Genomic DNA, 25,255 nt, shown 5'->3' on the forward strand with positions numbered 1-25,255 from the left:
TGATGAGGGCGTGATGTTGGACGTAGGGAACAAGTCCCCCGAGGAGGCCGTCGCGGGCACCCCCGCCGCCCCCGCCGTCGGCATTCCCGCTCAGGCGAGCGCCCCGGAAGCCCCGGAAGCACCGGACGCCCCGCACGCGGTCGGCACCGGGACGCCGGCGGGCCTCTCGCCCGCCCCCCTCCGCCCGTACCTGGTCCTCGCGGCCGTCCTCTGCGGCCTCTACTTCCTGTACTCCTGGGTGCAGTACGCGCACTTCCGGACCCCCTCCTGGGACCTCGGGATCTTCGGGCAGTCCGTCCGCGCGTACGCCGAGTTCCGGGCGCCGATCGTCGACATCAAGGGGCCCGGCTTCCCGATCCTCGGGGACCACTTCAGCCCGGTCACCGCCCTGCTCGCGCCGCTGTACTGGATCTGGCCCTCGCCGGTCGCCCTGCTCTTCGCGCAGGCCGCGCTCTTCGCCGCCTCGGCCGTGGTCGTCGGCCGCACCGCGCAGCAGGTGCTCGGCAGCCGGGCCGCCGGCATCGGGCTCACGCTCGCGTACGGGCTCTCCTGGGGGCTCCAGGAGGCGGTGAGGTCCGACTTCCACGAGATCGCCTTCGCCGTCCCGCTGCTCGCCCTGACCTGCCGGGCCCTGCTCCTCGGCCGCTGGACGGCGGCCGCCGCCTGGTCCGCCCCGCTCGTCCTGGTCAAGGAGGACATGGGGCTCACCGTCGCCATGGTCGGCGCGGTCGTCTTCCTCAAGGGGAGCAGGCGGCTCGGCGCCGCCCTGGCCGCCTTCGGCGTCGCCGCCTTCGCCCTCACGGTCCTGGTCCTGATACCGGCGGCGAGCAGCCTCGGCCAGTACGACTACTGGTCCAAGATCGAGAGGACGGGCGAGGGGGCCGACACCTCCTTCGGGCAGGTCGTCGGGGACGCCCTCGCCTCGGGCGAGCGCTGGGAGATGGTCCTCCACCTGCTCGCGATCACCGGCTTCCTCGCCCTGCGCTCCCCGCTGGTCCTGCTCGTCCTGCCGACCCTGGGCTGGCGCTTCCTCTCCCAGGACCCCAACCACTGGGGCATGCACTGGCACTACAGCGCGATCCTCATGCCGGTCCTCTTCCTGGCCCTGGTGGACGGCGTCCGCGCGGTCCGCACCTCGCCGCGCGCCTGGCTCGTCTCGTACGGGAGGGTCGTCGTCCCGGTGGCGACGGCGGTCGCGCTCGTCCTCGCCGCGAACCTGCCGCTGCGCGAGCTCCTGAAGCCGGAGACGTACCGCTCGGACGCGCGGGTCGCGCAGGCGCGGGAGGCGCTGGCGGCGGTGCCGGAGGGGGCGACCGTGGAGACGGACGTCTCGCTCCTCGCCCACCTCACGGCGGACCACCGGGTCTACTGGGCCGGGACCTCCCAGGAGGTCGACCCCGACTACCTGGTCTACGACCTGCGCGGCTGGTCGCAGCAGGCCTCGGACCCGGAGCGGCTGGCTTCGCAACTGCATCCCCTGGCCCGCTACGAGCTCACCCACCGCTCGGACGGGTTCGCGGTCCTGAAGCGGCGCTGAGCACGCGAGGTCGTGCGGGCACGCGGGCGCGCGGGACAACGGGGAGGCCCCGGGCATCGGTCGATGCCCGGGGCCTCCCGCGTGGAACGGAGCGGACGCGGTGTCAGCCGTTCTCCTTGACGACCAGCGTGCTGCAGACCTTGTCGGAGAAGGTCTGCTTCTTCGAGTCCCAGATCGGCCACAGGTAGCCGATGTAGCAGGCGATGCCGTCGAGGAAGTGCGCGAGCTGGCGCACGAAGGACATGCCGAAGCCGAGCGGGCGCCCGTCCGACTCCCGCAGCGTCCGGGTGCCGACGATCTTCTTGCCGATCGTCTGGCCCGTCGCGCCCTCCTTGTAGATCTGGAAGAAGAACATGAAGACCAGGTAGACGAAGCCCACCAGGCTGAGGACCATCGCGAGGCCGTTCTCGCTGCTGCCGCTGCTGCTGCCCAGCGCGGCGCCGACGCCGACGAGGATGTAGTACGGCACCAGCATGATGGCGCTGTCGATCAGCCGGGAGAGGGCGCGCCAGCCCCAGTGCGCCAGCGGGGGAACGTTTCCGTAACCGCCCGAGCCCGGGTAGCCGCCGCCGGCGTACGGCGAGACCGGCGGGGCGGCGGGGTAGCCGTAGCCCTGCTGCGGCACGCCCTGCGGGGCCTGCTGCGGGTAGCCGTAACCGGGCTGCTGGCCCTGCGGGTAGCCGTAACCGGGCTGCTGCTGACCCTGTCCCTGGGGCTGGCCGTAGGGGTTGTTCGGGTCGCCGAAGCTCATCGCGCGATTCCTCCGTGAATTTCTCTGTGCGGGGACGACGCGGCCCGCGCGGAGGACCTTCACGGCATCTGAGCGGATTTCCCCCCGGCACTTTCCGCGGTACTGCGCGGATCATCGTCGTCGCACCGCCGACTTCTTGTCCAGTCGATACGGGACGGAGTTGTGCAAGTGCAACCTTCCGTTCCGGGTCCGGGCCCCCTCCGTACGGGCGAATTGGAAGAAGGCGGGGGGCATCCGGGAAGATGGCTCCATGAGCGCCCAGATTCTCGATGGCAAGGCCACCGCAGCCGCGATCAAGTCCGATCTGACCGTCCGTGTGGCGGCCCTCAGGGAGAAGGGCGTCACGCCCGGACTCGGCACCGTCCTCGTCGGCGACGACCCGGCCAGCCAGAAGTACGTGGCCGGAAAGCACCGCGACTGCGCCGAGGTCGGCCTCGCCTCCATCCAGCGCACGCTGCCGGGCACCGCCACGCAGGAGGAGATCGAGGCGGTCGTGCGGGAGCTCAACGAGGACCCCGCCTGTACCGGCTACATCGTGCAGCTCCCGCTGCCCAAGGGCATCGACGAGAACCGCGTCCTGGAGCTGATGGACCCGGAGAAGGACGCGGACGGGCTGCACCCGACCAACCTCGGCCGCCTGGTGCTCAACGAGCCCGCCCCGCTGCCCTGCACGCCCAACGGCGTCATCACCCTGCTGCGCCGCCACGGCGTGGAGATCAACGGCGCCGAGGTCGTGGTCGTCGGGCGCGGCGTCACCATCGGGCGCTCGATGCCGCTGCTGCTCACCCGCCGCTCCGAGAACGCGACCGTGACCCAGTGCCACACCGGCACCCGGGACCTCGCGGCGCACCTGCGCAACGCCGACATCGTCGTCGCGGCGGCCGGCGTCCCGCACCTGATCAAGCCCGAGGACATCAAGCCGGGCGCGGCCGTCCTCGACGTCGGCGTCTCGCGCAACGCCGAGGGGAAGATCGTCGGCGACGTGCACCCGGGCGTCGCCGAGGTCGCCGGCTGGATCTCCCCGAACCCGGGCGGCGTGGGCCCGATGACCCGCGCCCAGCTCCTCGTCAACGTCGTCGAGGCCGCCGAGCGCGCGGCCGCGGCGCTCTGACGTGACCCCGGGGAGCCTCCGGATGCGACGCGGACCGCACCGACGGCCGCCCACCGTCACCACCGACACCGCGCGTCCCGAGGGCGGCGGTCGGGCCGCGCCCGGCGCCGCCCCGGCGCCCGCGCGCCAGTGGCCGCTGCTCACGGTCCTCTGCGTCGCCGGGGCCGGACTGCTCGTGGTGGGCGCGGACGCGTTCCCGCAGTCCTTCCGGGTGGGGACGATCCTGGTCGGGACCGCGCTCCTGCTCGGCGCCGTGATGCGGCGGACGGTGGCGTCCGTGGGCATGCTGGCGGTCCGGTCCCGCTTCACGGACATGATCACGTACGGGGTGATGGGCGCCCTGATCGTGCTGCTCGCGCTCATGGTGCAGCCCGGTCCCTGGCTGCGGATCCCGTTCCTGGAGGACGTGCTCCATCTGACGGTGACGTAGGAACCGGCCCCGTCCGGCCCCGTCCGTCGACGAGTGCGGCGCCCGCCCTCTCCCCCGTGGGAGGGCGGGCGCCGTCGCGATCAAGGGTCATGTACGTGCCAATGCCGGTTCAAGGCCCGTCGGCGCGCTGTGGCACGGAAGTGACCATTCCGCCACCTCTTCCCCTTCGCTGGGGCGCGTCGCCCCCGGAACTGCCATCCTTCGACGTGGCGGACGGGGCGGGCGACGAGAGCAGGGGCGAGGGGGCCGCACATGCCTGGCTGGAAGGCGCTTCCGGACGAACTCGACCCGGAGGTCCGCGCGTTCACCGAGCGGATCCGCCGGCTGATCGACCGCAGCGGCCTCGGCGTGGCGGCCGTCGCCGAACGCACCGGCCGTGAACGGGCCTCGTGGGACGCGTACCTGACCGCCCGCCGCCCGCTGCCGCGCGGCGCGGTGACCGCCCTCGCGGAGGCGACCGGCGCGGACCCGTCCGACCTCACGATCCGGTGGGAACGGACGCGGGGGCGGTACGCGGCGGGGGACGGGGGTTCCGGCGGCGGTGCTCCCGAAGTCCCGTCCTCCGCGCCCCGGTCGACGGCCTCCGAGGGCGAGCACCGCATCCCGGCGCCCGAGGACGAGCACCGCATCCCGTCCCCCGCGCCCCGGTCGACGGTCCCCGAGGGCGAGCACCGCATCCCGGCGCCCGAGGGCGAGCACCGCATCCCGGCGCCCGAGGGCGAGCACCGCATCCCGGCCCCCGTACCCCCGCCTCCCCCCGGGCACGGCACGCGCACCCGCCGCACCACCGTCCTCCTCCACGCCGTCGGCATCCTCGGCGCCCTGCTCGTCGTCACCGCCGCCCTGCTCCTCGTCGACCTGGGCGGCGGCGACGGGCCGGACGGGGCCGCCGACGGGCGTGCGGCCGCACCGTCCACCACCTCCACCTCCGCCCCCGGCCCCCCGCCCCGTACCGCCCTCCCCGCGGGGGTGAAGTGCTCCGGGGCCGACTGCGCCGGGCGGGACCCCGAGGCCATGGGGTGCGGCGGGCCCCTCGCCGTCACCGTCGCACGCGCCCGCGTGGGCACCGCCGGCGTCGAGGTCCGCCACAGCGCCGCCTGTTCGGCCTCCTGGGCCCGGATCACCGGCGCTGCCCCCGGCGACACCGTCTCCGTCGAGGTCGCGGGCGCGACCGAACGCGCCACCGTCCCCGAGGACGCCGACACGGCGGCGACGGGGACCGACGCGTACACCCCGATGCTCGCCGTCGCCCCGGGGGCGGCCGCGCGCGCCTGCGGCACCCTCGCGGACGGCACCGGGGCCTGTACGGCGGGCCCGTAGGAGGGCCCGCGCGGACGGGTGGCAGTGAGCCGGACCACAAGGGGGTGGGGATTCAGGAGGGTCCGGGTCGGATAGCCTGACCGCTGGATATCTCTTCACGTCGAGACACCGATCGATCAAGAGGGGTATCCCGCACCAGGGGCAGGGACCCCCACCGCCAGCTGTCTTACGGAGATCGCCATGACCCGCACTCCCGTGAATGTCACCGTGACCGGCGCGGCCGGCCAGATCGGCTACGCGCTGCTCTTCCGCATCGCCTCCGGCCACCTGCTCGGCGCGGACGTGCCGGTCAAGCTGCGCCTCCTCGAGATCCCGCAGGGCGTCAAGGCCGCCGAGGGCACCGCCATGGAGCTCGACGACTGCGCCTTCCCGCTGCTCAAGGGCATCGACATCTTCGACGACCCGAACCAGGGCTTCGAGGGCGCCAACGTCGCGCTGCTCGTCGGCGCCCGCCCCCGCACCAAGGGCATGGAGCGCGGCGACCTGCTCGCGGCCAACGGCGGCATCTTCAAGCCGCAGGGCAAGGCCATCAACGACCACGCCGCGGACGACATCAAGGTCCTCGTCGTCGGCAACCCGGCCAACACCAACGCCCTGATCGCCCAGGCCGCCGCCCCGGACGTCCCGGCCGAGCGCTTCACCGCGATGACCCGCCTGGACCACAACCGCGCGCTGTCGCAGCTCGCGGCCAAGACCGGCGCCTCCGTCGAGGACATCAAGCGCCTCACCATCTGGGGCAACCACTCCGCGACCCAGTACCCGGACGTCTTCCACGCGGAGATCGCCGGCAAGAACGCCGCCGAGGTCGTCGACGACCAGGCGTGGCTGGCCGACACCTTCATCCCGACCGTCGCCAAGCGCGGCGCCGCGATCATCGAGGCCCGTGGCGCGTCCTCCGCCGCCTCCGCCGCGAACGCCGCCATCGACCACGTCCACACCTGGGTCAACGGCACCGCCGAGGGCGACTGGACCTCCATGGGCATCCCGTCGGACGGCTCCTACGGCGTCCCCGAGGGCCTCATCTCCTCCTTCCCCGTCACCACCAAGGACGGCAAGTACGAGATCGTCCAGGGCCTGGAGATCAACGACTTCTCCCGCGCCCGCATCGACGCCTCCGTGCAGGAGCTCGCCGAGGAGCGCGACGCGGTCCGCGAGCTCGGCCTCATCTGAGCCCGTTCCTCGCGCATTTCCGGCGCCCCCGGCCCGTACGACCGACCGTACGGACCGGGGGCGCCGTTTTTCGCGCCGCCCTGCGCACCGCCCTGCGCACCGCCCTGCGCACCGCCTCTCCGTACGCCCCGCGCACCGCTCCTCCGTACGCCCCGCGCACCGCTCCTCCGCACGCCCCGCGTTACAGCCCCTCCGCATGCCCTCCGCACCGCCCCCCCACGCCGTTTTTCCCCCGACAGGGCGCCCCCGCCTCCCCTATGCTGTGCCACCGGCTCCCGGTCCACTCCACGGGAGCTGAGGACAGTTGCACACCATCGGGGGAGCCTTGGCGCAGTCGTTCGTACCCCAGCAGCCCGGACAGCCACCCGGCGTCCCGCCGTCCGGCACCCCGCCCCACGGCACCGCCCCGCCGCCCGGCACCCACCCGGCCACCAGCGAGGCGACCCGGCTGCTCTGCGCCGGCACGTACCTCGACGACGGCTTCCGCGACGCGGTCATCGACCAGCTCTACGTCCACGAGGAGCGCTTCGCCGCCCCCTCCCTCGGCTACGACGCGAGCCGCGTCCTCGCCCACGCGCTGCGCGCCCGCCGCGTCGAACTCGGCTGGGCCGCGGGCATCCTGGCGCTCTGGATCATCGCGTTCCCGCTCACCAAGGGACTCGTGCTCCTCCTCGTCGTGCCCTTCCTGCTGCTCGGGATCGCCCGCTGGATCCGCGGCCGGGCCGCCACCGCCGCCACCCCGGTCTACCGCCTGGTGCCCGCCTTCCTCCTGCGCTGGTACGGGCGGCTCATGCTCCTCCAGGGCGCGCTGTTCCTCCTCTTCCTCGCCGTCGGCGACGAGGAGGAGCGATGGGAGATCCTCGGCGACCTCTCCGAGGCGGGCGAGTTCCTCGGCGCCCTGTCCCAGCTGGCCGCCGAGGAGGTGTGGGGCGTCGGCAGGCTGGAGGCGTGGATCACCGTCGCCGTGCCGCTGCTCGTCGCCTGGGCGGTGGCCGTCCAGCGCGGCCAGTTCGCCCGCGCGCTCACCCAGGAGCTCTCCAAGGAGCGCTTCCCCGACCAGCGCGCCGATCCGGCCGAGCAGGCCGAGGGCGCCCGCTCCCGCCGGCTGCGCGACCGCATCCGGATCGAGCAGCACGCACGGCTGATCATGTACGGCGCCGACGACCCGTTCTGCGGCGCCGGCGAACCGTACGAGCCCTGGTCGCTCTCCATCGAGCTGCGCCCCCGCGAGAACCTCGACGGCGAGGCGCCCGAACCGCTCGACAACAGCGCCATCATGCGGCACGTCGTCCCGCTCGTGGAGGCGCTGCGCGTGCCCTCCCCGCACGGCTCGCCGCAGATCCAGGCGGCCGTACGGGACCGGCTGCGCGACCTGGAGATCGACGAGGTCGTCTTCCTGCCCGTCGACGGCCTCCCGGCCCGCACCGCCGCCCCCTACACCCCCGAGGGCTTCGAGGCGCACCGCTCGGGCTCCATCGAGGAGGGCGGCGAGACCCGCCGCCACTTCCTCCGCATCCGGGTCGGCGGCTGGGGCGAGGAGATCGTCACCACCGTCTTCGTCCGCGTCCACACGCAGGGCGGCATGCTGATGCTGGAGGTCGCCCCGCACGTCCTGCGGCCGGTGAAGCCGCTCTACCGGTACGCCGACCGGATCGCCCACCGCTACCGGCACAACCACCACTTCGGCAAGGCCGTGTGGGCCCTCGGCCAGACCCCGCGCTCCGCCGGGCAGGCCGTCGTCACCCTCTGGCGCTCGCTCGGCCACGCCTGGCGGCTGCTCACCGCGGGCCACGCCCACGCCCTGCCCGAGGGGCCCGAGGTCTCGGTCCGCGAGCTCGGCTCCGACGACGACGCCTCCCTGTTCCAGGAGATGGACGTCAGCCGCTACCTGAAGAGCGTCCAGGACCGGGTCGCGAACGGCGTGACGGTCGCGCTCCGCGAAGCCGGCTACGAGACCGCCGAGTTCGAGCAGAAGATCGTCCACGTCGCCGAGGGCGGCACCTTCATCGAGAACACCAGGGGCAACGTCACCCTCGGCAACAACAACACCGTCACCAACAAGACCTTCACCACCTCGACGCCCGGAGGCAACCGTGGCTGACACCGACAGCACCCCGCGCCGCGACGGCATCCAGGTCTCCAACACCGGCGGCAACGTCACCATCGGCGACCACAACACCGTCACCAACACCGTGAACGGCGCCCAGCCGACCCGCGACCCCCTCCAGGAGGAGCTGCTCCGGGCGATCCGCCGCCTGCGCACCGACCTGGGAGGCGTCGTCGCCTCCGAGCAGACGGCCGCCCTGGACGCCGAACTCTCCGACGCCGAGGACGAGATCGAGGGCACCGGCCGCGCGGACGCCGGCCGCCTCACCCGCCTCCGCCGCGCCCTCACGGACGCCGGCGCCGTGACCGGCATCCTCGCCTCGGGCGTGGCCGTGGGGCAGGCCGTCGGCGCCCTCCTCGGAGGATGAGATGAGCGGGTACGGGGGAGGCGGGGGCGGCGGGGCCCACTGGAACGACGAGACGCAGAGCTGGGAGACGGGCGCCCCGGCCGCCGGGCCCGCCCCCGGCACCGGACCCGCCGGCGGCCCGCTCCTCCCGCCGCTGCCGCCGCCTCCACCGCCGTCCGCGCCGCCCGCGCCGTTCGCGCCCGCGCACGGACCGGGGTACGCGCCGGAACACGGGCCCCGGTACGTACCGGAGACGGGCGAATGGCAGTACGCGCCGCCCCCGCCCCCGCCCCGCTCCTCCCGGCGGACGGCGGTCGCGGCCGGGGTGGCCGTGGCCGTTTTGGCGGCGGGCTCCGTCGGCGGCTGGCTGCTCTGGGGCGGGGACGGGCAGAAGAACCCGGCGGCGGGCCCGCCGGGTTCGGTGTCGGCCCCGGCCCCGGCCCCGGAGGGGGAGACGCCGGAGACGACGGACACGCCCTCCGGGACACCGAGCTCCTCCGGCACCCCCACGGACGGCACGCCCCCGCCCGGCTACCGGACGGTGAAGGACCTCAAGAGCTTCACGCTCGCGATCCCCGAGGACTGGCACCGCACCGAGAACGACCAGGGCGTCTTCTACAACGCGCCGGACGGCCGGAGCCTCCTCCAGGTCTTCGTGGTCACCGAGACGGGCCTGACGCCGTACGAGGCCCTGCGCGGCACCTCGCAGGACGGGAAGGCCACCAAGCCCGGGTACGAGGAGATCAGCCTCGAACGGGTCACCGGCGAACCGGACGCCCCGGACGACTCCGTCGAGCTGGTGTACGCGTACGACCGCGAGGGGGGCCGCCGCAAGGTGGTCGACCGGGCGTTCACGGCGGCGGACGGCAACCACTACGCGATCCTGGCGGCGGGCCCGGAGGAGGACTGGCCGAAGCAGCGCGAAGTGCTGCGGGTGGCCCTGGAGTTCTTCGAGCCGGGCCCGTACTGACCTCCGGTCCGGCGCTCAGGGCCCCGGCCCCTCCTCGACCCAGGAAGGATCGGCGAGGAGGGCCCGGAGCTCCTCGACGAGCCGGGCCGAGTGGAACCCGTCCGCGGCGGCGTGGTGCACCTGGAGGGCGAGGGGGAGCAGGACCCGGCCGTCCCGCTCGGCGTACCGGCCGAGCGTGAAGATCGGCGCGAGGTGGTCCCAGCCGCCGCCGATGTTGAGGTTGAACCCGGTGAAGGACGTCCACGGCAGGCTCGACACGTCGAACGCGTTGGGCGGCAGCGACCCCTGCGGGAAGAATTCGCCGGCGCGGGCGTGCTCCGCGAGCAGGGGCGCGGCCGCGTCGTGGAACGCGCCGAAGTCGGGGTCGTGGGGCGTCCACACGCACGCGAACGTCTCGCGCTCCGGGTCGAAGACGGTGAAGGCGGGGTGCACGACGGGCCAGACGGCCGGTTCGCCCGAGGCGGTGAGGCACATCCTGAACTCGTCGTGGCGGTTGACGACCGTGGAGAGCGCCCAGACCTGCGCGAGGTAGGTCTTGCGCGGGGACCGGCGCAGCGCGGCGGCGAACGCGGTGACGTCGAGCTCCACCGTCATCGAGTACGTGCACGGGACGGCCCGGCGGTAGTGCTCGAAGTGCTGCCGGCGCGGCCATGCTTCCAGGTCGATCGGGAGGGGAGCGTCCATCGGACCATCATCCCCACCGCCGTGATCGCCTCAAGTCATTATCGGGCGAAGGGATATGGTCCCTCTCCGTGAGGCACGAGGCGAACGACCCGAAGGACCCGGACGAGGCGAACGACCCGAACGACCCGGACGAGGCGAACGCCCCGAAGGACCCGGACGAGGCGAACGCCCCGGAGCTCCGGGCGGGCGACCGGCCCGTCCTCGGCTCCGACCTCCACCTGGAGCTCCGGGGGACGCGGCTGCGCGCGGGCCTCGTGGAGGCCCTGCGGGAGGCGGTGCGCGGCGGGCGCCTGGCGGCGGGGACCCGGCTGCCGTCCTCCCGCTCGCTCGCCGCCGACCTCGGCACGGCCCGCAACACGGTCGCCGACGCGTACGCCGAACTGGTCGCCGAGGGCTGGCTGACCGCCCGGCAGGGCTCGGGCACCCGGGTGGCCCGCCGCGCGGACCCCGGGGCCCGGCCGCCCCACCGGCCCCCCGTCCCTCCCCCGACCCCGGCCGCTCCCGCGCACAACCTCGTGACGGGCGCCCCCGACCTGGCGTCCTTCCCCCGCGCCGACTGGCTCCGGGCGTACCGGCGGGCGCTCACCGCCGCGCCCGACGAGGCCTTCGGGTACGGGGACCCGCGCGGCCGGGCCGAACTGCGCGCCGCGCTCGCCGAGTACCTGGCCCGCGCGCGGGGCGTGCACGCCCGGCCCGAACGGATCGTGGTCTGCGCCGGGTTCGCGCACGGGCTGACGCTGCTCGGCCGGGCGCTGCGGGAGCGCGGCGTACGGGCCGCGGCCGTGGAGCCGTACGGCCTGGAACTCCACGCCGGCATCCTGACAGGAGCGGGCCTGGGCACTCCGACCCTCCCCACCGACGAGCGGGGCACGGACGTCGAGGCGCTGGGGGACCTCGCGGACTGCGGGGCGGTCCTCATGACGGCGGCCCACCAGTTCCCGCTGGGCGGCGCGCTGCCCCCGGACCGGCGGGCGGCGGTCGTCGACTGGGCGCGGGCCTCGGGCGGCCTCGTCCTGGAGGACGACTACGACGGCGAGTTCCGCTACGACGGGAAGTCCGTGGGGGCCCTCCAGGGCCTCGACCCGGAGCGGGTCGTGTACCTCGGCACCGCGAGCAAGTCCCTCGCGCCCGGCCTGCGCCTGGCGTGGATGGTCCTGCCGGAGGACCTGGTGGACGGGGTGGCGGCGAGGGGATCCGTGCACGGGGCGCCGAGCGCGCCGGACCAGCTCGCGTTCGCGGAGTTCCTGGGCTCGGGGGCGTACGACCGGCACGTACGGGCGATGCGGCTGCGCTACCGGCGCCGCCGCGACCAGCTCGTGGCGGCGGTGGCCGTGCACGCGCCGGCCATCCGGGTCGGCGGCATCGCGGCCGGCCTGCACGCCGTCCTGACCCTCCCGCCCGGCACCGAGGAGGCGACCCTGCGCGCCGCCGCCCGCCACGGCCTCGCGGTCGAGGGCCTCTCCCACTACCGCCGCCCCACCGCACCCCCACCCCCGGCAGGCCTCGTCGTCGGCTACGCCACCCCGTCGGACAGCGCGTGGCCGGGAGCGCTGGAGGTCTTGTGCCGGGTGCTGCCCTGAGGCCGGCGGGCGTACGGGGAGGAGCCCCGCCCGGCGGGTGACCGGACGGGGCTCTTCGGCGCTTGCCGGGGTCAGACGTCCCGTTCCAGTTCGCCGGGTACCGGACCGGGGACCACGGCCACGGCGTGCTCGGGACAGGCGTACACCGCGACGCCCGGCCCGCTCTGGCGCTCGTGGTAACCCACTTCCACGGGAACGTCGGTCCGCCGCCCGCAACGGCAGCACACCGCGCCGGAGAGATAGGGGCCAGGGCCGGTCAGCCCGTCGCGCGTCACGCGGGTACCGCCCTGGCGGCCGCCGCGAGGGCTTCGAAGTGGTCCCCGTCGTAGCCGTAGGGCCAGTCCACGCCGAGCGTGGCGAGGACGGCGGCGCGGCGGCGCTCGCAGATCAGGCCGAGGTCCACCGCGCCGCCCGCGCGGCAGTACGGACGGATGAGCGCCACGTCCTCACCGCGCAGCGGGGCGTACCGGGCGCGGACGTGTTCGGGGGCCGGGGTGGGCCAGGGCTTGGACCACGGGTCGGTGCGTACGGGCTCGTCGCGTACGGGCTCGACCCGATCGGCGAGGAACGCGGCGCTGTGGCGCCCGAGCCGGCGGGGAACGAGGAGGGCCAGCACCCAGGAAAGGGCACGGGCGATAGCATCACGCATGGTCGTTTCAGCTCTCTTCCAGCTGTCTCGGCAAGCCCCGGCAGACCGGTCCTAAGCGGTCTGCCGGGGCATCTCTGTGTCAAGGGTCACGCTAAGGCAACCTGTCTAGGTGTGTCTAGGTCCATCTGTACTTGCCTAGATGAAAGGTGAGTGGCAGCGCGTTGTCTACGCTTTCGCCATGTCAGCGAGAGAAATTGATCACCGGGCCCCGGAGCCTCCTTACCGACAGATCGCTGCCGATCTGGCCAACGAGATCGAGCGTGGTGACTTGCTCCCGGGGCGTCCGCTTCCGTCGGAGAAGGAGTTGACGGAGTTGTACGGCGTCGCGCGGGAAACCGCTCGCCGTGCTCTCTCGGTACTCCGCGAGCAAGGGCTCATCTACACCGTGACGGGCCGGGGCTCGTACGTGACCGAGCCTGCCGACCGGACTGGTGAGGACGAGCGCCGGAACGGTTAGGCGGCCTCCCGGGGGAGGAAGGCAGTCCGTACTTCGCAGGGCGGGCGATCACGTCCGTTCCGGACGTCTCTTCCGATTCCGGAGCGGGATCCGGCAGTGCATGACCGTGCGCCGCGACACGGATCCGCTCTGCAAAACAGGGGAGCCCCGTCCGCGCGCCATGGAACAGCGCACGGACGGGGCCGGCCTTGCGATCAGCCAGACGCGGGAACGGGCCGACGTGGCGTGTCCAGCCACGCCGTCTCCCCCTCAGGGGTCACGGTCAGACCGAATCGGTCCGGGCCCGGACGGTTGTGCAACGTCCACCAGGCGTAGGCCACCTCCACCTCGTTCCACAGTCGGCGGGGCCCGTACTGCCATACCGTGAACCGGTCGTTGGACTTCCCGTCCCAGTCCACGGCCGCCCATGACGTGGCGTCCGTCGTTGCGACCCACAGCCGGGTCTCGACCCCTTCCACAGGGTTCTCGTGCCACGCCCGCCATACGTCCCGGAGTCGAAGGCCGATGGCGAACTGTGCGTCGAAGTCGCTCCCGGCCACCTTTCGGGGTGAAAGGAGGGTGGTCGATTCGTCGGGCTGGTGGTCGTCGCGTACGACGTCCCGGAAGATCCGGAGGTCGGTCCGCTGTCCCCGCATGAGCATGAACGCGGAGTACGGCGAGAACGGTCCCTCCGCGACCGCGCCGTTCACGGCCAGGCGGAGCAACCCGAAGCAGAGCCAGGGCGATTCCCACGGTGTGAGGATCACGCCGCCGGGCTTCACCTGAGTGAGCCACGGACGCGGGACGGAGCGCACGGAGCAAGTGGCCACGAGGCGGTCGTACGGAGCGTTGCCCGTGTCCCCTTCCGCCCCGTCCCCGGTGACGACCGTCGTGTCGAGCCCTTCCTCGCGCAGCCGACCCCGGGCTTCCGCCGCCAGTACGGGGTCCACCTCGACACTCGTCACGTTGCCCGGGCCGACGACATGGGTCAGGAGCCCCGCGTTCCATCCGGTCCCCGTGCCGATCTCCAGGACCTGGTGTCCCGGCCTCGCGTCCAGCATGCGGAGCATGCGGAACACGATGCTCGGGGCACTTGCGGAACTCGACGACCACCGTTCTCCGTCCGGGCTCTCCCCGTCGTTGACCTGTGTCACGGCCGGCTCGTCGGCGTACGCGGCACGCAACCAACTCTCCGGCGAAGTCGCGCGGTCGCACGGTTTCAGGTCATCCCCGATCCATAACCGGCCGGGTAGGAATCGATGGCGCCTCACCGCCCATGCGGCCTGCGCCAGATGCGGTTCCAGGTCGCCCAGGTCGGCGCTCACCTCACCGAGGAGTGCACGAAGGGCGATGTCCGTCGAACTGTCGTTCATCGCGATCGCCTACTTGTCCTTCTTGTGCTTCGGCGGGTCCTTCGGCTTGACGGTGTCGGGCGACGGCTTGGACTCGCCGGGGTCCTTGTTCCCGGAGTGCTGTCCGCTTCCGCCGCTTCCGCCCTTGCCCGTTCCCCAACCCATGATGTCGATCCTTTCTTCGGTCTGGACTTCCTGCTGGACTTCCTGGGAGCCCGCCAAGTGATCTCGTGTTCCCGTGTGGATCTCACCAAGGCGGTTGCGCTGCTTTGAGAGTCGGTGGGGCGCCGGTTCGATCCGGTTGTGCCCGCCCATCGCCCGGGCGGCCCCCGAGGAACCCCGGAAGCCTTTGAACGCTTCCGGTGGGGGCGCAGGGTCCACTCGATCAGGACGAAGACCCGGATCACGGTGTCGCGCTCCGTCGTTGCGTGCCGATCGTGGACGGGGCGGACCCCTTCATGGTCATCTTCGGCGGGTCGTGCGGATGGTTCCGGATCTCCACCGCGCAGTCCACGGCGGCGGATTCGTCGTGCTGCGGGCCCCTGCGCATGTAGTGGTCGAACCAGCTCGCCAAGTACGCGCACGGGGTGCATCCGGGGGCCGGTTCGGGACGCGGGCGTAACTCGTGGTCCGCCGAGAGCACGAGCGGCACCGCCCCGAGGAGGCCCTGTCCTCCGGTCACGCCTCTACCACCCGTACGGGAGTGGTGACGAGACGGATCCGCGCCCATTCGGCTTCGGTGGGCCGGCGCACCTCATCGGGCGACGCGGCCCACTCGGCGCCGCCGCCCGGAGGGTGGAGGTACACGCTTCCCTCGTAGTGGCGCGTCACCCGGCCGAGCCGGGGTGTGCCATCGCTGGTGTCCACCGCGTAACTCTTCACCGTGAGAACCCATTCGTCGCTGCCCATGCCTCACCTCCCGTGGGGAACAGGCTTGTTCCCGTCCATGCGGATCGTTCGTGCACATCGACCTAACCGTGCGAGGCGCTTGGACCGGTACCGTTGAGGGGAGGCCAAAACATAAGACTCATAAGCGCTGGGGGTTGGCGTGGCCACAGCTTCCGAAGAACGGCGTAATCAAGGGCTCTGCACCCTGCTCGACCAGGCGGGATACTCGGAAACGAAGTTCGCCCACGCCGTGAACCGCTTGGGCACGGAGGCCGGTCTCTCGCTCAACTACCGCCAGCCGTCCGTTTCTCAGTGGAAGCAGGGCGTTCAGCCGAAGCTCCAGGTCAGGCCGGTGATTCTTGCTGTTCTCGAACGACGGCTGGGGCGTCCGGTGACCTATGCGGAAGCGGGGTTGCAACGCCCGACAGGAGATCAAAGCGATTCTCGTCGGGACACTGTGGAGTCCCTGATCGATCTCGGGAAGGACGACATGAACCCGTCCCGTCGCAAGCTTCTGGCCGCGGGTCTCTATTCCGCCGCCCTCACTGTTCCGGCCTTTTCCGCTCTCGTGTCGCAGGCGCACGCCGACGACCGCGAACGCCTCACCAGGCCCACCGGCCGCATCGGGCGGGGCGAAGTCGAGACCGTCCGTCGGATGACGGACAAGATCGCGGACATCCTCGACGAACTCGGCGGCGGACACGCGCGGCCGATGGCCGCCGCTTTCCTCGTCAACACGGTCGCCGGTTACCTGCGCGCGGAGACCTCGGACGCGGTCCACCGCGACATGCTCTCCGCCGCGTCGGACCTCACCTACCTCACCGGGTGGATGGCCATGTACGAGCGGGCGCACGGTCTGGGCCAGACCTACTACCTGCACGCACTGGACCTGGCACGGGAATCGGGCGACCAGCTCACCTACTGCCGGACGCTGCGCGGAATGAGCCTGCAGGCCTCCCACCTCCGCTACGGGCGGAAGGCCCTGGAGTACGCCGACTCGGCCGCCGAGGCGGCACCCCAGGCGGGCCCACGCCTCGTCGCGTTCCTCCGGGGGCAGCAGGCGCACGCCTCCTCCATGGTCGGCGACCGCCGTGGAGCCCTCGCACGGCTTGGGGAGGCCGAGACGGCCCTCTCGCAGGCGGATTCCCGGCGCGACGCCGTCGGCGGGTACGACCAGGCCGCGTTCCAGTTCCACGTGTCGCACGTGCACTACGAATCGCGGGACCTGGCGGGCTCCATCCGCGCGCTCAAGACCTCCATCCGGGTCATGTCCCCGACGGAACGCCAGGGCAGGCTGCACGCCAACGCCGTACTCGCCCAGAGGCAGTACGAGTACGGGCACCTGGAGGAGGCGTGCGCGACGTGGGGGCGCTTCCTCGACGACTACGAGGTTCTGTCGACGGCCCGGGGCGACGAGCACTTCGACAAACTGCGGGTCCTCACCATGCCGCGTACTTCACCCGTGGTCCGTGACCTGCGCGATCGCATCCGCACGGTGGCGGAGCTGAAGGCGGCGTAGAGCGGACCGGGTGCGTCTGGCAAGGGAGGGGGTGCCCTGCTCAGGGCCGGAAGGTCACGAAGGGCATGTGCTCGGCGAGCATGAGTCTGCGGGGGAGGCACGACTGCCCGGGCCGGAAGCCCCTCCGGGCATCACCTCCCTCAGCGCACCCGGTCCCCGCACCCCGCCGGCAGCAGGAGCGCGCCCGGTGGCAGTTCGTCCGGATGCCGGTCGGGTATCCGCAGGCACGCCTCGGGGGAGTCGTCCTCGGGCGGGTACTCCAGGGTGAGGCCGTTCAGTACGGTGGTGTTCCCGCCGTGGTGCAGCTCCGCCGACCGCGCGCCCTCCGGGAAGCGGCCGGTCAGGGTGCCGAAGGCCGCCGTGCCGCCACCGTCGGCGACGCACTCGCGTGTCTCGAAGCGCCAGTGCGCGGCCGCGTCGGCCAGCAGCGACCTGCCCGTCCCGCCCAGGCCGGTGAGGAAGTCGGCGTGGGCGCGCAGGTGGTGGGCGAGGGCGCAGCAGAGCGGCACCGCGGTGCCGTCGGGCGTCGCCACCCGCTCGTACCCGGCGTGCGGTGGGAACCACAGGGCCTCGTCGAGCAGTACGAGCGCGGTGTCCCTCGCCGCCGGGTGGCCCCGCCGGGCGATGTCCAGGAGCAGGGGAGCGGCGAGCGTGGCCGCCGGGAACACCGTGCCGCTGTGGTCGTGGACGATCCCGCCACAGCCGAGCAGCGCCCCGGCCTCCGCCGCGCGCACCAGGTTCGACGCCCCGGAGAGGACCCGCAGGCCGCGGCCGACGCGCTCCGGCTCGTACCACCCGGGAGGGCCCGGTACCGCGCCCCAGTCCACCGCTTCGATCTGCTCCAGCACGGCCGGATCATCGCACGCGGCCGTTCCTCACCCGTGCCGGTCCGCACGCCCGGATCCTCGTAGCTGCCCCCTACCCGCGCCCGTCCGAACCCCCCGCCCCCGCCCCCGGTTCGGGCTCCGGCGCCTCCCCGAACCGCGCCAGCGTCAAAGAGCCCGCCACCGCCACCGCGAAGCCGGTGACCGCGAGCCAGCCGAGGCCGGCGCGGGTCGTGTCGCCGAGCCAGGCCACGCCGACCACCGCCGGGCCGATCGTCTCGCCGAGCACCATGCCCGCCGTCGCCGTCGTCACCGAGCCCCGCTGGAGCGCCGAGGTCAGGAGCAGGAACGCCGCCCCGCCACCCGTGAGCAGGGCGTACAGGGCCGGATCCGCCAGGTCGATCCCGTCGATCAGGCGGACCGCCACCTCCACCACCCCGAAGCCGAACCCCGCGCCCAGGCCGAGGACGAGCGCGCGCGGGCGGTCCGGCAGCCGGCCGGCCGCCGCGCCGAGCAGCAGGATCCCGGCCACGACGGCCAGGAGCGCCCAGTCCAGGGCCTCCGGGCCCGCCCGGTGGCCCTCCCTCCCCGAGGCGAGGGCCAGCATCGCGAGCCCCGCGCAGACCACGGCCACGGCCGTCCACTCCACCCGGCTCAGCCGCACCCGGAGCACCCGCGAGGCGACGACCGCCGTCACCGCCAGGCTCGCCGCGAGGGCCGCGCCCACCACGTAGATGGGCAGCGTCCGCAGGGCCACGACCTGGAGGACGAACCCCAGCCCGTCCAGGCAGAGACCGGCGAGATATCGCCACTGCCGCACCGCCCGCCACAGCAGCGCGACATCGACCCCGCCGCCCGAGCCCGGCTCCGCGGCACGGGCCGCCACCGCCTGGAGGACGGACGCCGTGCCGTAGCAGATGGCTGAAGCAAACGCACAAATCATCCCGAGGAGCACGAAACGACTCTAGGTCCTGCGGGCGGAAAGCACCGGACTGGACTGGTGGTCGCGGCATGTGTGACCGTGAGCGGCGCGGCCGTGAGGATCGCGACCGCGAAGGGGGAGGGTGACAGACATGCGGAGGCTGAGGTCGAGCACGGTGGTGCTCGGCGGGATGGGCCTGCTGGCGATGACGATCACGGCCTGTGGTTCCGAACCGGACAAGCGGTGCGTGGACCGGCTGACCCGGGAGCAGCTGCCCCGCTACGAGTGCGACGGCGGCGGCAGCGGGAGCAGCAGCTCTCCCCGCGGCTCCTACTACTACGGCGGCTCCGTCAGCGATCAGAAGGTCAGCGGCGGCAGCTTCGACAAGACCGCCGTCGACAGCGGCGGCTTCGGCTGCTCCCGCACCGGCGGCGGCTGAGGCGGCCGGGGCATGGAACGCCACACCATCGAACCCCGCCCGGACTGGCAGCGGACGGTCGAGGCGCAGGGGGTCGTCTACCCCCTGACCCGCTACCCGGACGGCTCGCTGCGCCCGTACTGGGACGAGAGCGCGTACTACTCCTTCTCCCTGCCCGAGGTCGAGGCGCTGGAGGAGGTCGTCGAGGAGCTGCACGAGATGTCCCTCGCGGCGGCCGCGCACATCGTCGAGAAGGGACGTTTCGCGGAGCTCGGCGTCACCGACCCCCGGCTGGCCGGGCTCATCGCCGAGTCCTGGCGGCGGCGCGACGAACTCCCCTCGATCTACGGCCGGTTCGACTTCCGCTACGACGGCACCGGGCCGGCCAAGATGCTGGAGTACAACGCCGACACCCCGACCTCCCTCGTGGAGGCCGCGAGCGCCCAGTGGTTCTGGATGGAGGAGCGGTTCCCCGGCGCCGACCAGTGGAACTCCCTCCACGAGCGGCTCGTCGACGCCTGGAAGCGGCAGGCCCGCCTGCTGCCGCCCGGCCCCGTGCACTTCGCGCACTCGGAGGGCGACGAGCTCGGCGAGGACCTGATGACGGTCGCGTACCTGCGCGAGACCGCCCAGCAGGCCGGCCTGGAGACCGAGGCGCTCTCCGTCGAGCAGATCGGCTGGGACCGGCTCTCGGGCCGCTTCGTCGACGACCGGCTCCGCTTCCTCCGCAGCTGCTTCAAGCTCTACCCGTGGGAGTGGCTGACCACCGACCGCTTCGGCCCGCACGTCCTGGACACCCTCGACAACGGCGGCGGCACCGGCACCACCTGCTGGATCGAGCCCGTCTGGAAGATGCTGCTCTCCAACAAGGCGCTGCTCGCGATCCTGTGGGAGCTGCACCCGGGCCACCCCAACCTGCTGCCCGCCTACCTCGACGGGCCGCGCGAACTCGCCACCACCACCGGCTGGGCCGCCAAACCGCTGCTCGGCCGGGAGGGCGAGGGCGTCACCCTGCACGAGGCCGGTACGGAGCCCTTCGTACGGGACGGGGAGCCCTACTGCTACCAGGGCCTCGCCCCGCTGCCCGACTTCGACGGCAACCGGGTGGTCCTCGGCGCGTGGGTCGTCGAGGGCGAGGCGGCGGGCCTCGGCATCCGGGAGTCGGCGGGGCCCGTCACCGACGAGTACGCCCGCTTCCTCCCGCACGTGATCCTCTGACCGCGCGTGAACCGGTGTCCGTAGGTGATTCCGTGACCGTACGTGTTCCTGTGACGGTCAGACCTTGAGGATCCGGACCGCCGGCCCGCACAGCAGCGTCAGGTCCTCGGGGTCGGACGTCAGTACGGTGACGGGGGACCGGGCGGCACGGGCGACGGCGGCCAGGACGGCGTCGATCGCGTCCTTGTGACCGTGCAGCCGGTGTTCGCGGAGGAGGCGGGCCGCCTCGTCGGAGACCTCCCTGGTCACGGGGTGGACGTCGATCCGCGACAGGACCCATTGGACCCGGGCCGGGTGGACGCGGTCGTGGTCGGCCTCCAGGCGCGTCATCACCGTGGTGGCGACGCGCACGCCCTCCTCCGTGGCGGCCTGGACGAAGGCGAGGACCGTCCGGTCCTTGAGGTACAGCTTCGAAAGGCCCTCGCTGTCCAGGAGCAGGGTGCCGGGCATCAGGCGGCGACCCCGCCCGCCGGTCCGTCCTGGGCCGCGTCGTGGCGCAGGACGGACCGGGCGGCCTCGACCTCGGCGCGGGTCAGCGGATCGTGATCGGTCTCGAAGTCGGTGACGATCTCACGCAGCCGCTCCATCGCCAGGCGCTGTTCCAGAGCCTCAGCGACGTACGCGGAGAAGCCGCCCGGTCCGACCTGGGCGCGCACGGTCTCGGCGAGCTCCTCGGGCAGACTGATCGAGTACTTCTTGCTACCACTCATGCTGCCCATGCTACCGATGGTAGGAAAGCTCCGTGGGCGGTTTGCGGAGACCGCCCACCGGGGCGCGGCGCCTCCGTGCACGCCTCGCCGTCCCGCCCCGGCACCGGGCGGCCGCCCTCAGTCCGCCAGCACCCCCCGCAACTGCTCGAGACCCCAGTCCAGGTCCTCCTTCGAGATGACCAGCGGCGGGGCGATGCGGATCGTCGAGCCGTGGGTGTCCTTCACCAGGACCCCCCGGTCGAGCAGCCGCTCCGAGATCTCCCGGCCCGTGCCCTTCGACGGGGCGATGTCCACGCCCGCCCACAGCCCGCGCCCCCGCACCGCCTCCACCGCGCCGCCGCCCACCAGGAGCCCCAGCTCCGCGTGGAGGTGGTCGCCCAGCTCCGCCGCCCGCTCCTGGTACTCGCCCGTCCGCAGCATCGCGATCACCTCCAGGGCCACCGCGCAGGCCAGCGGGTTCCCGCCGAAGGTCGACCCGTGCTCGCCCGGCCGGAAGACCCCGAGCACGTCCCGGTCGGCCACCACCGCCGACACCGGCACCACCCCGCCGCCCAGCGCCTTCCCCAGCAGGTACACGTCCGGCACCACGCCCTCGTGGTCGCACGCGAACGTCCTCCCCGTGCGCCCGAGCCCCGACTGGATCTCGTCCGCCACGAACAGCACGTTCCGCCGCCGGGTCAGCTCCCGCACCCCCGGCAGATAGCCGGCCGGCGGCACCAGGACCCCCGCCTCGCCCTGGATCGGCTCCAGGAGCACCGCCACCGTGTTCTCCGTGACCGCCGCCTCCAGGGCCGTCAGGTCCCCGTACGGCACGATCTCGAACCCCGGCGTGTACGGCCCGAAGCGGTCCCGCGCCTCGTGGTCCGTGGAGAAGCTCACGACCGTCGTCGTCCGGCCGTGGAAGTTGTTCGCCGCCACCACGATCTTCGCGTGCCCGTCCGGCACGCCCTTCACCTCGTACCCCCACTTCCGGGCCGTCTTGACGGCCGTCTCCACCGCCTCCGCCCCCGTGTTCATCGGCAGCACCGCCTCCTTGCCGCACAGCTCCGCGAGCCGCGTGCAGAAGTCGGCGAACCGGTCGTGGTGGAAGGCCCGCGAGGTCAGCGTCACCCGCTCCAGCTGCGCCTTCGCCGCGTCGATCAGACGCCGGTTGCCGTGCCCGAAGTTGAGCGCCGAGTACCCGGCGAGCAGATCGAGGTACCGGCGCCCCTCGACGTCGGTCATCCAGGCGCCGTCCGCCGAGGCGACGACGACCGGAAGGGGGTGGTAGTTGTGGGCGCTGTGCGCCTCCGCGGAAGCGATCGCGTCTTCTGTCCTCGACACGGGATCTCCGTTCGTCCTGCGGCCCGGGGTGGATGTGCCCCCTTTTCCTATCGTCGCTCGCATACCGGACGGGGAAACCTCCGACACGGCCGGGCCGCTACGCTGACGGCACGCACGGCGACTGGCGTACGGGGAAGCGACCCCGGGGGAGCCGTGCGCGGCAGACCACACGAGGCGCCGCCCGCCTGGGCGTCCCGGGACCGAAGTCCCGCGTGGCGCCGCGCCTCACGCAGTGCCCCGGGACCCCGCCCACGCCCGGAGGACACCACCGTGACCACCACCGCCGCCGTTGGAACGACCACCACCGTCGGGACCGCCGCCCACCCCGCCCTCGCCGCCGCCGACCCCGAACTCGCCGCCCTCGTCGGCGCCGAGGAGCGGCTCCAGGCCGACACCCTGCGCCTCATCCCCAGCGAGAACTACGTCTCCGCCGCCGTCCTCGAAGCCTCCGGCACCGTCCTCCAGAACAAGTACAGCGAGGGCTACCCCGGCCGCCGCTACTACGAGGGCCAGCAGAACATCGACCAGGTCGAGACCCTCGCCGTCGAGCGCGCCAAGGCCCTCTTCGGCGTCGACCACGCCAACGTCCAGCCCTACTCCGGCTCCCCGGCCAACCTCGCCGTCTACCTCGCCTTCGCCGAGCCCGGCGACACCGTCATGGGCATGGCCCTGCCCATGGGCGGCCACCTCACCCACGGCTGGGGCGTCTCCGCCACCGGCTCGTGGTTCCGGGGCGTCCAGTACGGCGTGCGCGCGGACACCGGCCGCGTCGACCTCGACGAGGTCCGCGAACTCGCCCTCAAGGAGCGTCCGAAGGTCATCTTCTGCGGCGGCACCGCCCTGCCCCGCACCATCGACTTCGCCGCCTTCGGCGAGATCGCCCGCGAGGCCGGCGCCGTCCTCGTCGCCGACGTCGCCCACATCGCGGGCCTGATCGCGGGCGGCGCCCACCCCTCCCCGGCCGGCCACGTGGACGTGATCTCCACGACCACCCACAAGACCCTGCGCGGCCCGCGCGGCGCCATGCTCATGGCCCGCGAGGAGCACGCCAGGGCCCTCGACCGGGCCGTCTTCCCCGGCCTCCAGGGCGGCCCGCACAACCAGACCACCGCCGCCATCGCCGTCGCCCTGCGCGAGGCCGCCCAGCCGTCCTTCCGCACCTACGCCCACGCCGTCGTCGCCAACGCGAAGGCCCTCGCCGAGGCGCTCCTCGCCCGCGGCCTCGACCTGGTCTCCGGCGGCACCGACAACCACCTGATCCTCATGGACCTCACCTCCCGGCAGGTCCCCGGCAAGATCGCCGCCAAGGCCCTCGACCGGGCCGGCATCGTCGTCAACCACAACACCGTCCCCTTCGACCCCCGGAAGCCCTTCGACCCCTCCGGCATCCGCATCGGCACTCCCGCCCTCACCTCCCGCGGCCTCGGCACCGGGCACATGGCGTCGGTCGCGGACTGGATCGACCGGGGCGTCACGGCCGCCGGGCGGGGCGACGAGGACGCCCTCGCCGCGATCCGCGCCGAGGTCGCCGACCTGATGGCCGCCTTCCCGGCCCCGGGCCTGCCCGTCTGATCCGGCTGATCCGGCGACCGCCGGAGAGGGGGCGCGGACCGTCGCGCGCACTGTGTTCCTGGTCTCATCCGCCACGGACCACGGCCATCGCGACCGGAGCCGCGCCCCCGCGCGTACCCCGGACACACCGGCCGGCGGGACCCGACACACCGGCCGGAGGAGAACCGCCGCACCGGCCGCGGACGACCCGTCGCACCGGCCGGAAGGGGCCCGCCCCACCGGCCGGGTGGGACCCGTCCCACCGGCCGGGCGGCGCCTGACGCATCGGTCGGGCGGGGACCGGTCCCGCACCTGAGAGAATGATGTGCATGGCCTTTGACAGTCCCCGTGTGCTCTCCGGAATCCAGCCCACCGCCGGCTCGTTCCACCTCGGCAACTACCTCGGCGCCGTCCGCCAGTGGGTCGCCCTCCAGGAGACGCACGACGCCTTCTACATGGTCGTGGACCTGCACGCGATCACGGTCCCGCAGGACCCGGCCGAGCTGCGCGCCAACACCCGGCTCGCCGCCGCCCAGCTGCTCGCCGCCGGCCTCGACCCGGAGCGCTGCACCCTCTTCGTCCAGAGCCACGTCCCCGAGCACGCCCAGCTCGGCTGGGTCATGAACTGCCTCACCGGCTTCGGCGAGGCCTCCCGCATGACCCAGTTCAAGGACAAGTCCGCCAAGCAGGGCGCCGACCGCGCCACCGTCGGCCTCTTCACGTACCCGATCCTCCAGGTCGCGGACATCCTGCTCTACCAGGCGAACGAGGTCCCGGTCGGCGAGGACCAGCGCCAGCACATCGAGCTGACCCGCGACCTCGCGGAGCGGTTCAACGGGCGCTTCGGCGAGACCTTCACGATCCCCTCGCCGCACATCCTGAAGGAGACGGGGAAGATCTACGACCTCCAGGACCCGTCGATCAAGATGAGCAAGTCGGCCTCCACGCCGAAGGGCCTCATCAACCTCCTGGACGACCCGAAGGTCACCGCGAAGAAGGTCAAGAGCGCCGTCACCGACACCGACACGGTGATCCGCTTCGACCCGGAGAACAAGGCCGGCGTCTCCAACCTCCTCGGCATCCTCTCCACCCTCACCGGGAAGAGCGTCCCCGACCTGGAGAGGGACTACGAGGGCAAGATGTACGGCGCGCTCAAGACGGACCTCGCCGAGGTGATGGTGGACTTCGTCACGCCGTTCCGGACCCGCACCCAGGAATACCTGGACGACCCGGAGACGCTGGACTCCGTCCTGGCCAAGGGCGCGGAGAAGGCCCGCGCGGTCGCCGCCGAGACCCTGGCGCAGACGTACGAGCGGATGGGCTTCCTGCCCGCCAAGCACTGAGTCCTGGGACCCTGGCCACGAGGGTGGTGCAGGCCGCACACTGGCGGCTGCACCACCCGCACGCCGACCCGCACGCGCGACGGCACCGATACGCAC

General features: G+C 72.9%; 26 protein-coding genes, 1 pseudogene and 1 riboswitch. Of the genes and pseudogenes, 15 read left to right on the forward strand and 12 right to left on the reverse strand.

The genetic code is table 11. The features are described from left to right. Positions 1–13 precede the first annotated feature (13 nt). Positions 14–1,537, forward strand: a complete 1,524-nt coding sequence (locus ACWGSR_RS05970; RefSeq protein ID WP_453563827.1) for a DUF2079 domain-containing protein — start codon at positions 14–16, stop codon at positions 1,535–1,537. A 103-nt stretch (positions 1,538–1,640) separates the two neighbouring features. Here the strand turns inward: ACWGSR_RS05970 and ACWGSR_RS05975 are convergent, their stop codons facing one another. Further along, positions 1,641–2,288 carry an RDD family protein gene (locus ACWGSR_RS05975; RefSeq protein ID WP_453563829.1) on the reverse strand — a complete coding sequence of 216 codons (648 nt, stop codon included), beginning with the start codon at positions 2,286–2,288 and terminating at the stop codon, positions 1,641–1,643. A gap of 250 nt (positions 2,289–2,538) precedes the next feature. Between ACWGSR_RS05975 and ACWGSR_RS05980 the strand changes: the two genes are divergently transcribed. The 7 genes and pseudogenes from ACWGSR_RS05980 (at position 2,539) to ACWGSR_RS06010 (ending at position 9,742) form a co-directional block, all read left to right on the forward strand. Continuing rightward, positions 2,539–3,399, forward strand: a complete 861-nt coding sequence (locus tag ACWGSR_RS05980; RefSeq protein WP_376242494.1) for a bifunctional methylenetetrahydrofolate dehydrogenase/methenyltetrahydrofolate cyclohydrolase — start codon at positions 2,539–2,541, stop codon at positions 3,397–3,399. A gap of 52 nt (positions 3,400–3,451) precedes the next feature. Continuing rightward, a pseudogene (locus ACWGSR_RS05985) lies at positions 3,452–3,829 on the forward strand (DUF3017 domain-containing protein); the annotation flags it as partial. A 252-nt stretch (positions 3,830–4,081) separates the two neighbouring features. After that, positions 4,082–5,149: a DUF2690 domain-containing protein gene (locus ACWGSR_RS05990; protein ID WP_453563832.1), complete on the forward strand. Its 1,068-nt coding sequence runs from the start codon at positions 4,082–4,084 to the stop codon at positions 5,147–5,149. Positions 5,150–5,329: 180 nt separating this feature from the next. Then, positions 5,330–6,319 carry a malate dehydrogenase gene (locus ACWGSR_RS05995; protein ID WP_376242490.1) on the forward strand — a complete coding sequence of 330 codons (990 nt, stop codon included), beginning with the start codon at positions 5,330–5,332 and terminating at the stop codon, positions 6,317–6,319. 325 nt (positions 6,320–6,644) lie between these two features. Continuing rightward, a complete protein-coding gene (locus ACWGSR_RS06000; RefSeq protein ID WP_453563835.1) occupies positions 6,645–8,420 on the forward strand; it encodes a hypothetical protein in 1,776 nt (591 codons plus the stop codon). Beyond that, positions 8,413–8,793, forward strand: coding sequence for a hypothetical protein (locus tag ACWGSR_RS06005; protein ID WP_376242486.1), 381 nt, complete (start codon positions 8,413–8,415; stop codon positions 8,791–8,793). Before ACWGSR_RS06000 ends, ACWGSR_RS06005 begins: the two co-directional genes overlap by 8 nt. Position 8,794: 1 nt before the next feature. Beyond that, positions 8,795–9,742, forward strand: coding sequence for a serine/arginine repetitive matrix protein 2 (locus tag ACWGSR_RS06010; protein WP_453563838.1), 948 nt, complete (start codon positions 8,795–8,797; stop codon positions 9,740–9,742). A 15-nt stretch (positions 9,743–9,757) separates the two neighbouring features. On the opposite strand, the gene catA is transcribed toward ACWGSR_RS06010, so the two are convergent. Continuing rightward, the gene (catA, locus tag ACWGSR_RS06015) at positions 9,758–10,426 is read right to left on the reverse strand and encodes a type A chloramphenicol O-acetyltransferase (protein WP_376242482.1); all 669 of its coding nucleotides are present in this window, start codon (positions 10,424–10,426) and stop codon (positions 9,758–9,760) included. Between the two features lie 218 nt (positions 10,427–10,644). Between catA and pdxR the strand changes: the two genes are divergently transcribed. Beyond that, on the forward strand, positions 10,645–12,006 hold the full coding sequence (gene pdxR / locus ACWGSR_RS06020) for a MocR-like pyridoxine biosynthesis transcription factor PdxR (RefSeq protein WP_453564206.1): 1,362 nt from the start codon (positions 10,645–10,647) through the stop codon (positions 12,004–12,006). Positions 12,007–12,277: 271 nt separating this feature from the next. On the opposite strand, the gene ACWGSR_RS06025 is transcribed toward pdxR, so the two are convergent. Continuing rightward, positions 12,278–12,655: a hypothetical protein gene (locus ACWGSR_RS06025; protein ID WP_453563840.1), complete on the reverse strand. Its 378-nt coding sequence runs from the start codon at positions 12,653–12,655 to the stop codon at positions 12,278–12,280. 178 nt (positions 12,656–12,833) lie between these two features. Here ACWGSR_RS06025 and ACWGSR_RS06030 point away from each other — a divergent pair, with 178 nt between their 5' ends. Further along, entirely contained in the window at positions 12,834–13,112 is a 279-nt protein-coding gene (locus ACWGSR_RS06030; protein ID WP_453563843.1) for a GntR family transcriptional regulator, read from the forward strand. Between the two features lie 194 nt (positions 13,113–13,306). Here the strand turns inward: ACWGSR_RS06030 and ACWGSR_RS06035 are convergent, their stop codons facing one another. The 4 genes from ACWGSR_RS06035 to ACWGSR_RS06050 all read right to left on the reverse strand — a co-directional run bounded on the left by ACWGSR_RS06035 (position 13,307) and on the right by ACWGSR_RS06050 (position 15,352). Continuing rightward, positions 13,307–14,464 carry a methyltransferase domain-containing protein gene (locus ACWGSR_RS06035; protein ID WP_453563845.1) on the reverse strand — a complete coding sequence of 386 codons (1,158 nt, stop codon included), beginning with the start codon at positions 14,462–14,464 and terminating at the stop codon, positions 13,307–13,309. 9 nt (positions 14,465–14,473) lie between these two features. Next, positions 14,474–14,608, reverse strand: a complete 135-nt coding sequence (locus ACWGSR_RS06040) for a hypothetical protein (protein WP_383366352.1) — start codon at positions 14,606–14,608, stop codon at positions 14,474–14,476. 238 nt (positions 14,609–14,846) lie between these two features. Beyond that, a complete protein-coding gene (locus ACWGSR_RS06045; protein WP_453563848.1) occupies positions 14,847–15,125 on the reverse strand; it encodes a hypothetical protein in 279 nt (92 codons plus the stop codon). Then, positions 15,122–15,352 carry a hypothetical protein gene (locus tag ACWGSR_RS06050; RefSeq protein ID WP_453563851.1) on the reverse strand — a complete coding sequence of 77 codons (231 nt, stop codon included), beginning with the start codon at positions 15,350–15,352 and terminating at the stop codon, positions 15,122–15,124. Before ACWGSR_RS06050 ends, ACWGSR_RS06045 begins: the two co-directional genes overlap by 4 nt. Positions 15,353–15,491: 139 nt before the next feature. Between ACWGSR_RS06050 and ACWGSR_RS06055 the strand changes: the two genes are divergently transcribed. Next, entirely contained in the window at positions 15,492–16,850 is a 1,359-nt protein-coding gene (locus ACWGSR_RS06055) for a hypothetical protein (RefSeq protein WP_453563853.1), read from the forward strand. 140 nt (positions 16,851–16,990) lie between these two features. Here ACWGSR_RS06055 and ACWGSR_RS06060 read toward each other — a convergent pair whose 3' ends face one another. Together ACWGSR_RS06060 and ACWGSR_RS06065 are read right to left on the reverse strand one after the other, a co-directional pair. Next, complete coding sequence (locus tag ACWGSR_RS06060) at positions 16,991–17,698, reverse strand: hypothetical protein (protein ID WP_453563856.1); 708 nt, start codon at positions 17,696–17,698, stop codon at positions 16,991–16,993. A gap of 70 nt (positions 17,699–17,768) precedes the next feature. Further along, a complete protein-coding gene (locus ACWGSR_RS06065) occupies positions 17,769–18,617 on the reverse strand; it encodes a DMT family protein (RefSeq protein ID WP_376242500.1) in 849 nt (282 codons plus the stop codon). Between the two features lie 130 nt (positions 18,618–18,747). Here ACWGSR_RS06065 and ACWGSR_RS06070 point away from each other — a divergent pair, with 130 nt between their 5' ends. Together ACWGSR_RS06070 and ACWGSR_RS06075 are read left to right on the forward strand one after the other, a co-directional pair. Continuing rightward, positions 18,748–19,035 carry a hypothetical protein gene (locus tag ACWGSR_RS06070; protein WP_376242464.1) on the forward strand — a complete coding sequence of 96 codons (288 nt, stop codon included), beginning with the start codon at positions 18,748–18,750 and terminating at the stop codon, positions 19,033–19,035. A gap of 12 nt (positions 19,036–19,047) precedes the next feature. Then, entirely contained in the window at positions 19,048–20,232 is a 1,185-nt protein-coding gene (locus ACWGSR_RS06075; protein ID WP_376242462.1) for a glutathionylspermidine synthase family protein, read from the forward strand. Between the two features lie 57 nt (positions 20,233–20,289). On the opposite strand, the gene ACWGSR_RS06080 is transcribed toward ACWGSR_RS06075, so the two are convergent. The 3 genes from ACWGSR_RS06080 to rocD form a co-directional block, all read right to left on the reverse strand. Beyond that, on the reverse strand, positions 20,290–20,682 hold the full coding sequence (locus tag ACWGSR_RS06080) for a PIN domain-containing protein (RefSeq protein WP_453563859.1): 393 nt from the start codon (positions 20,680–20,682) through the stop codon (positions 20,290–20,292). Then, positions 20,682–20,942 (reverse strand): hypothetical protein, encoded by a 261-nt coding sequence (locus ACWGSR_RS06085; protein ID WP_432085645.1) that lies wholly within the window; start codon positions 20,940–20,942, stop codon positions 20,682–20,684. The genes ACWGSR_RS06080 and ACWGSR_RS06085 overlap by 1 nt, the downstream gene beginning before the upstream one ends. A gap of 117 nt (positions 20,943–21,059) precedes the next feature. After that, on the reverse strand, positions 21,060–22,265 hold the full coding sequence (rocD, locus tag ACWGSR_RS06090; protein WP_376242456.1) for an ornithine--oxo-acid transaminase: 1,206 nt from the start codon (positions 22,263–22,265) through the stop codon (positions 21,060–21,062). 107 nt (positions 22,266–22,372) lie between these two features. Beyond that, positions 22,373–22,463: riboswitch (ZMP/ZTP riboswitch) on the forward strand. Positions 22,464–22,535: 72 nt separating this feature from the next. Here rocD and ACWGSR_RS06095 point away from each other — a divergent pair. Both ACWGSR_RS06095 and trpS read left to right on the forward strand, forming a co-directional pair. Beyond that, positions 22,536–23,837, forward strand: a complete 1,302-nt coding sequence (locus ACWGSR_RS06095) for a serine hydroxymethyltransferase (RefSeq protein ID WP_453563863.1) — start codon at positions 22,536–22,538, stop codon at positions 23,835–23,837. A 308-nt stretch (positions 23,838–24,145) separates the two neighbouring features. Further along, positions 24,146–25,159 (forward strand): tryptophan--tRNA ligase, encoded by a 1,014-nt coding sequence (trpS, locus tag ACWGSR_RS06100; RefSeq protein ID WP_376242452.1) that lies wholly within the window; start codon positions 24,146–24,148, stop codon positions 25,157–25,159. Positions 25,160–25,255 lie beyond the last annotated feature (96 nt).

Source organism: Streptomyces sp. NPDC055632, assembly GCF_053618675.1.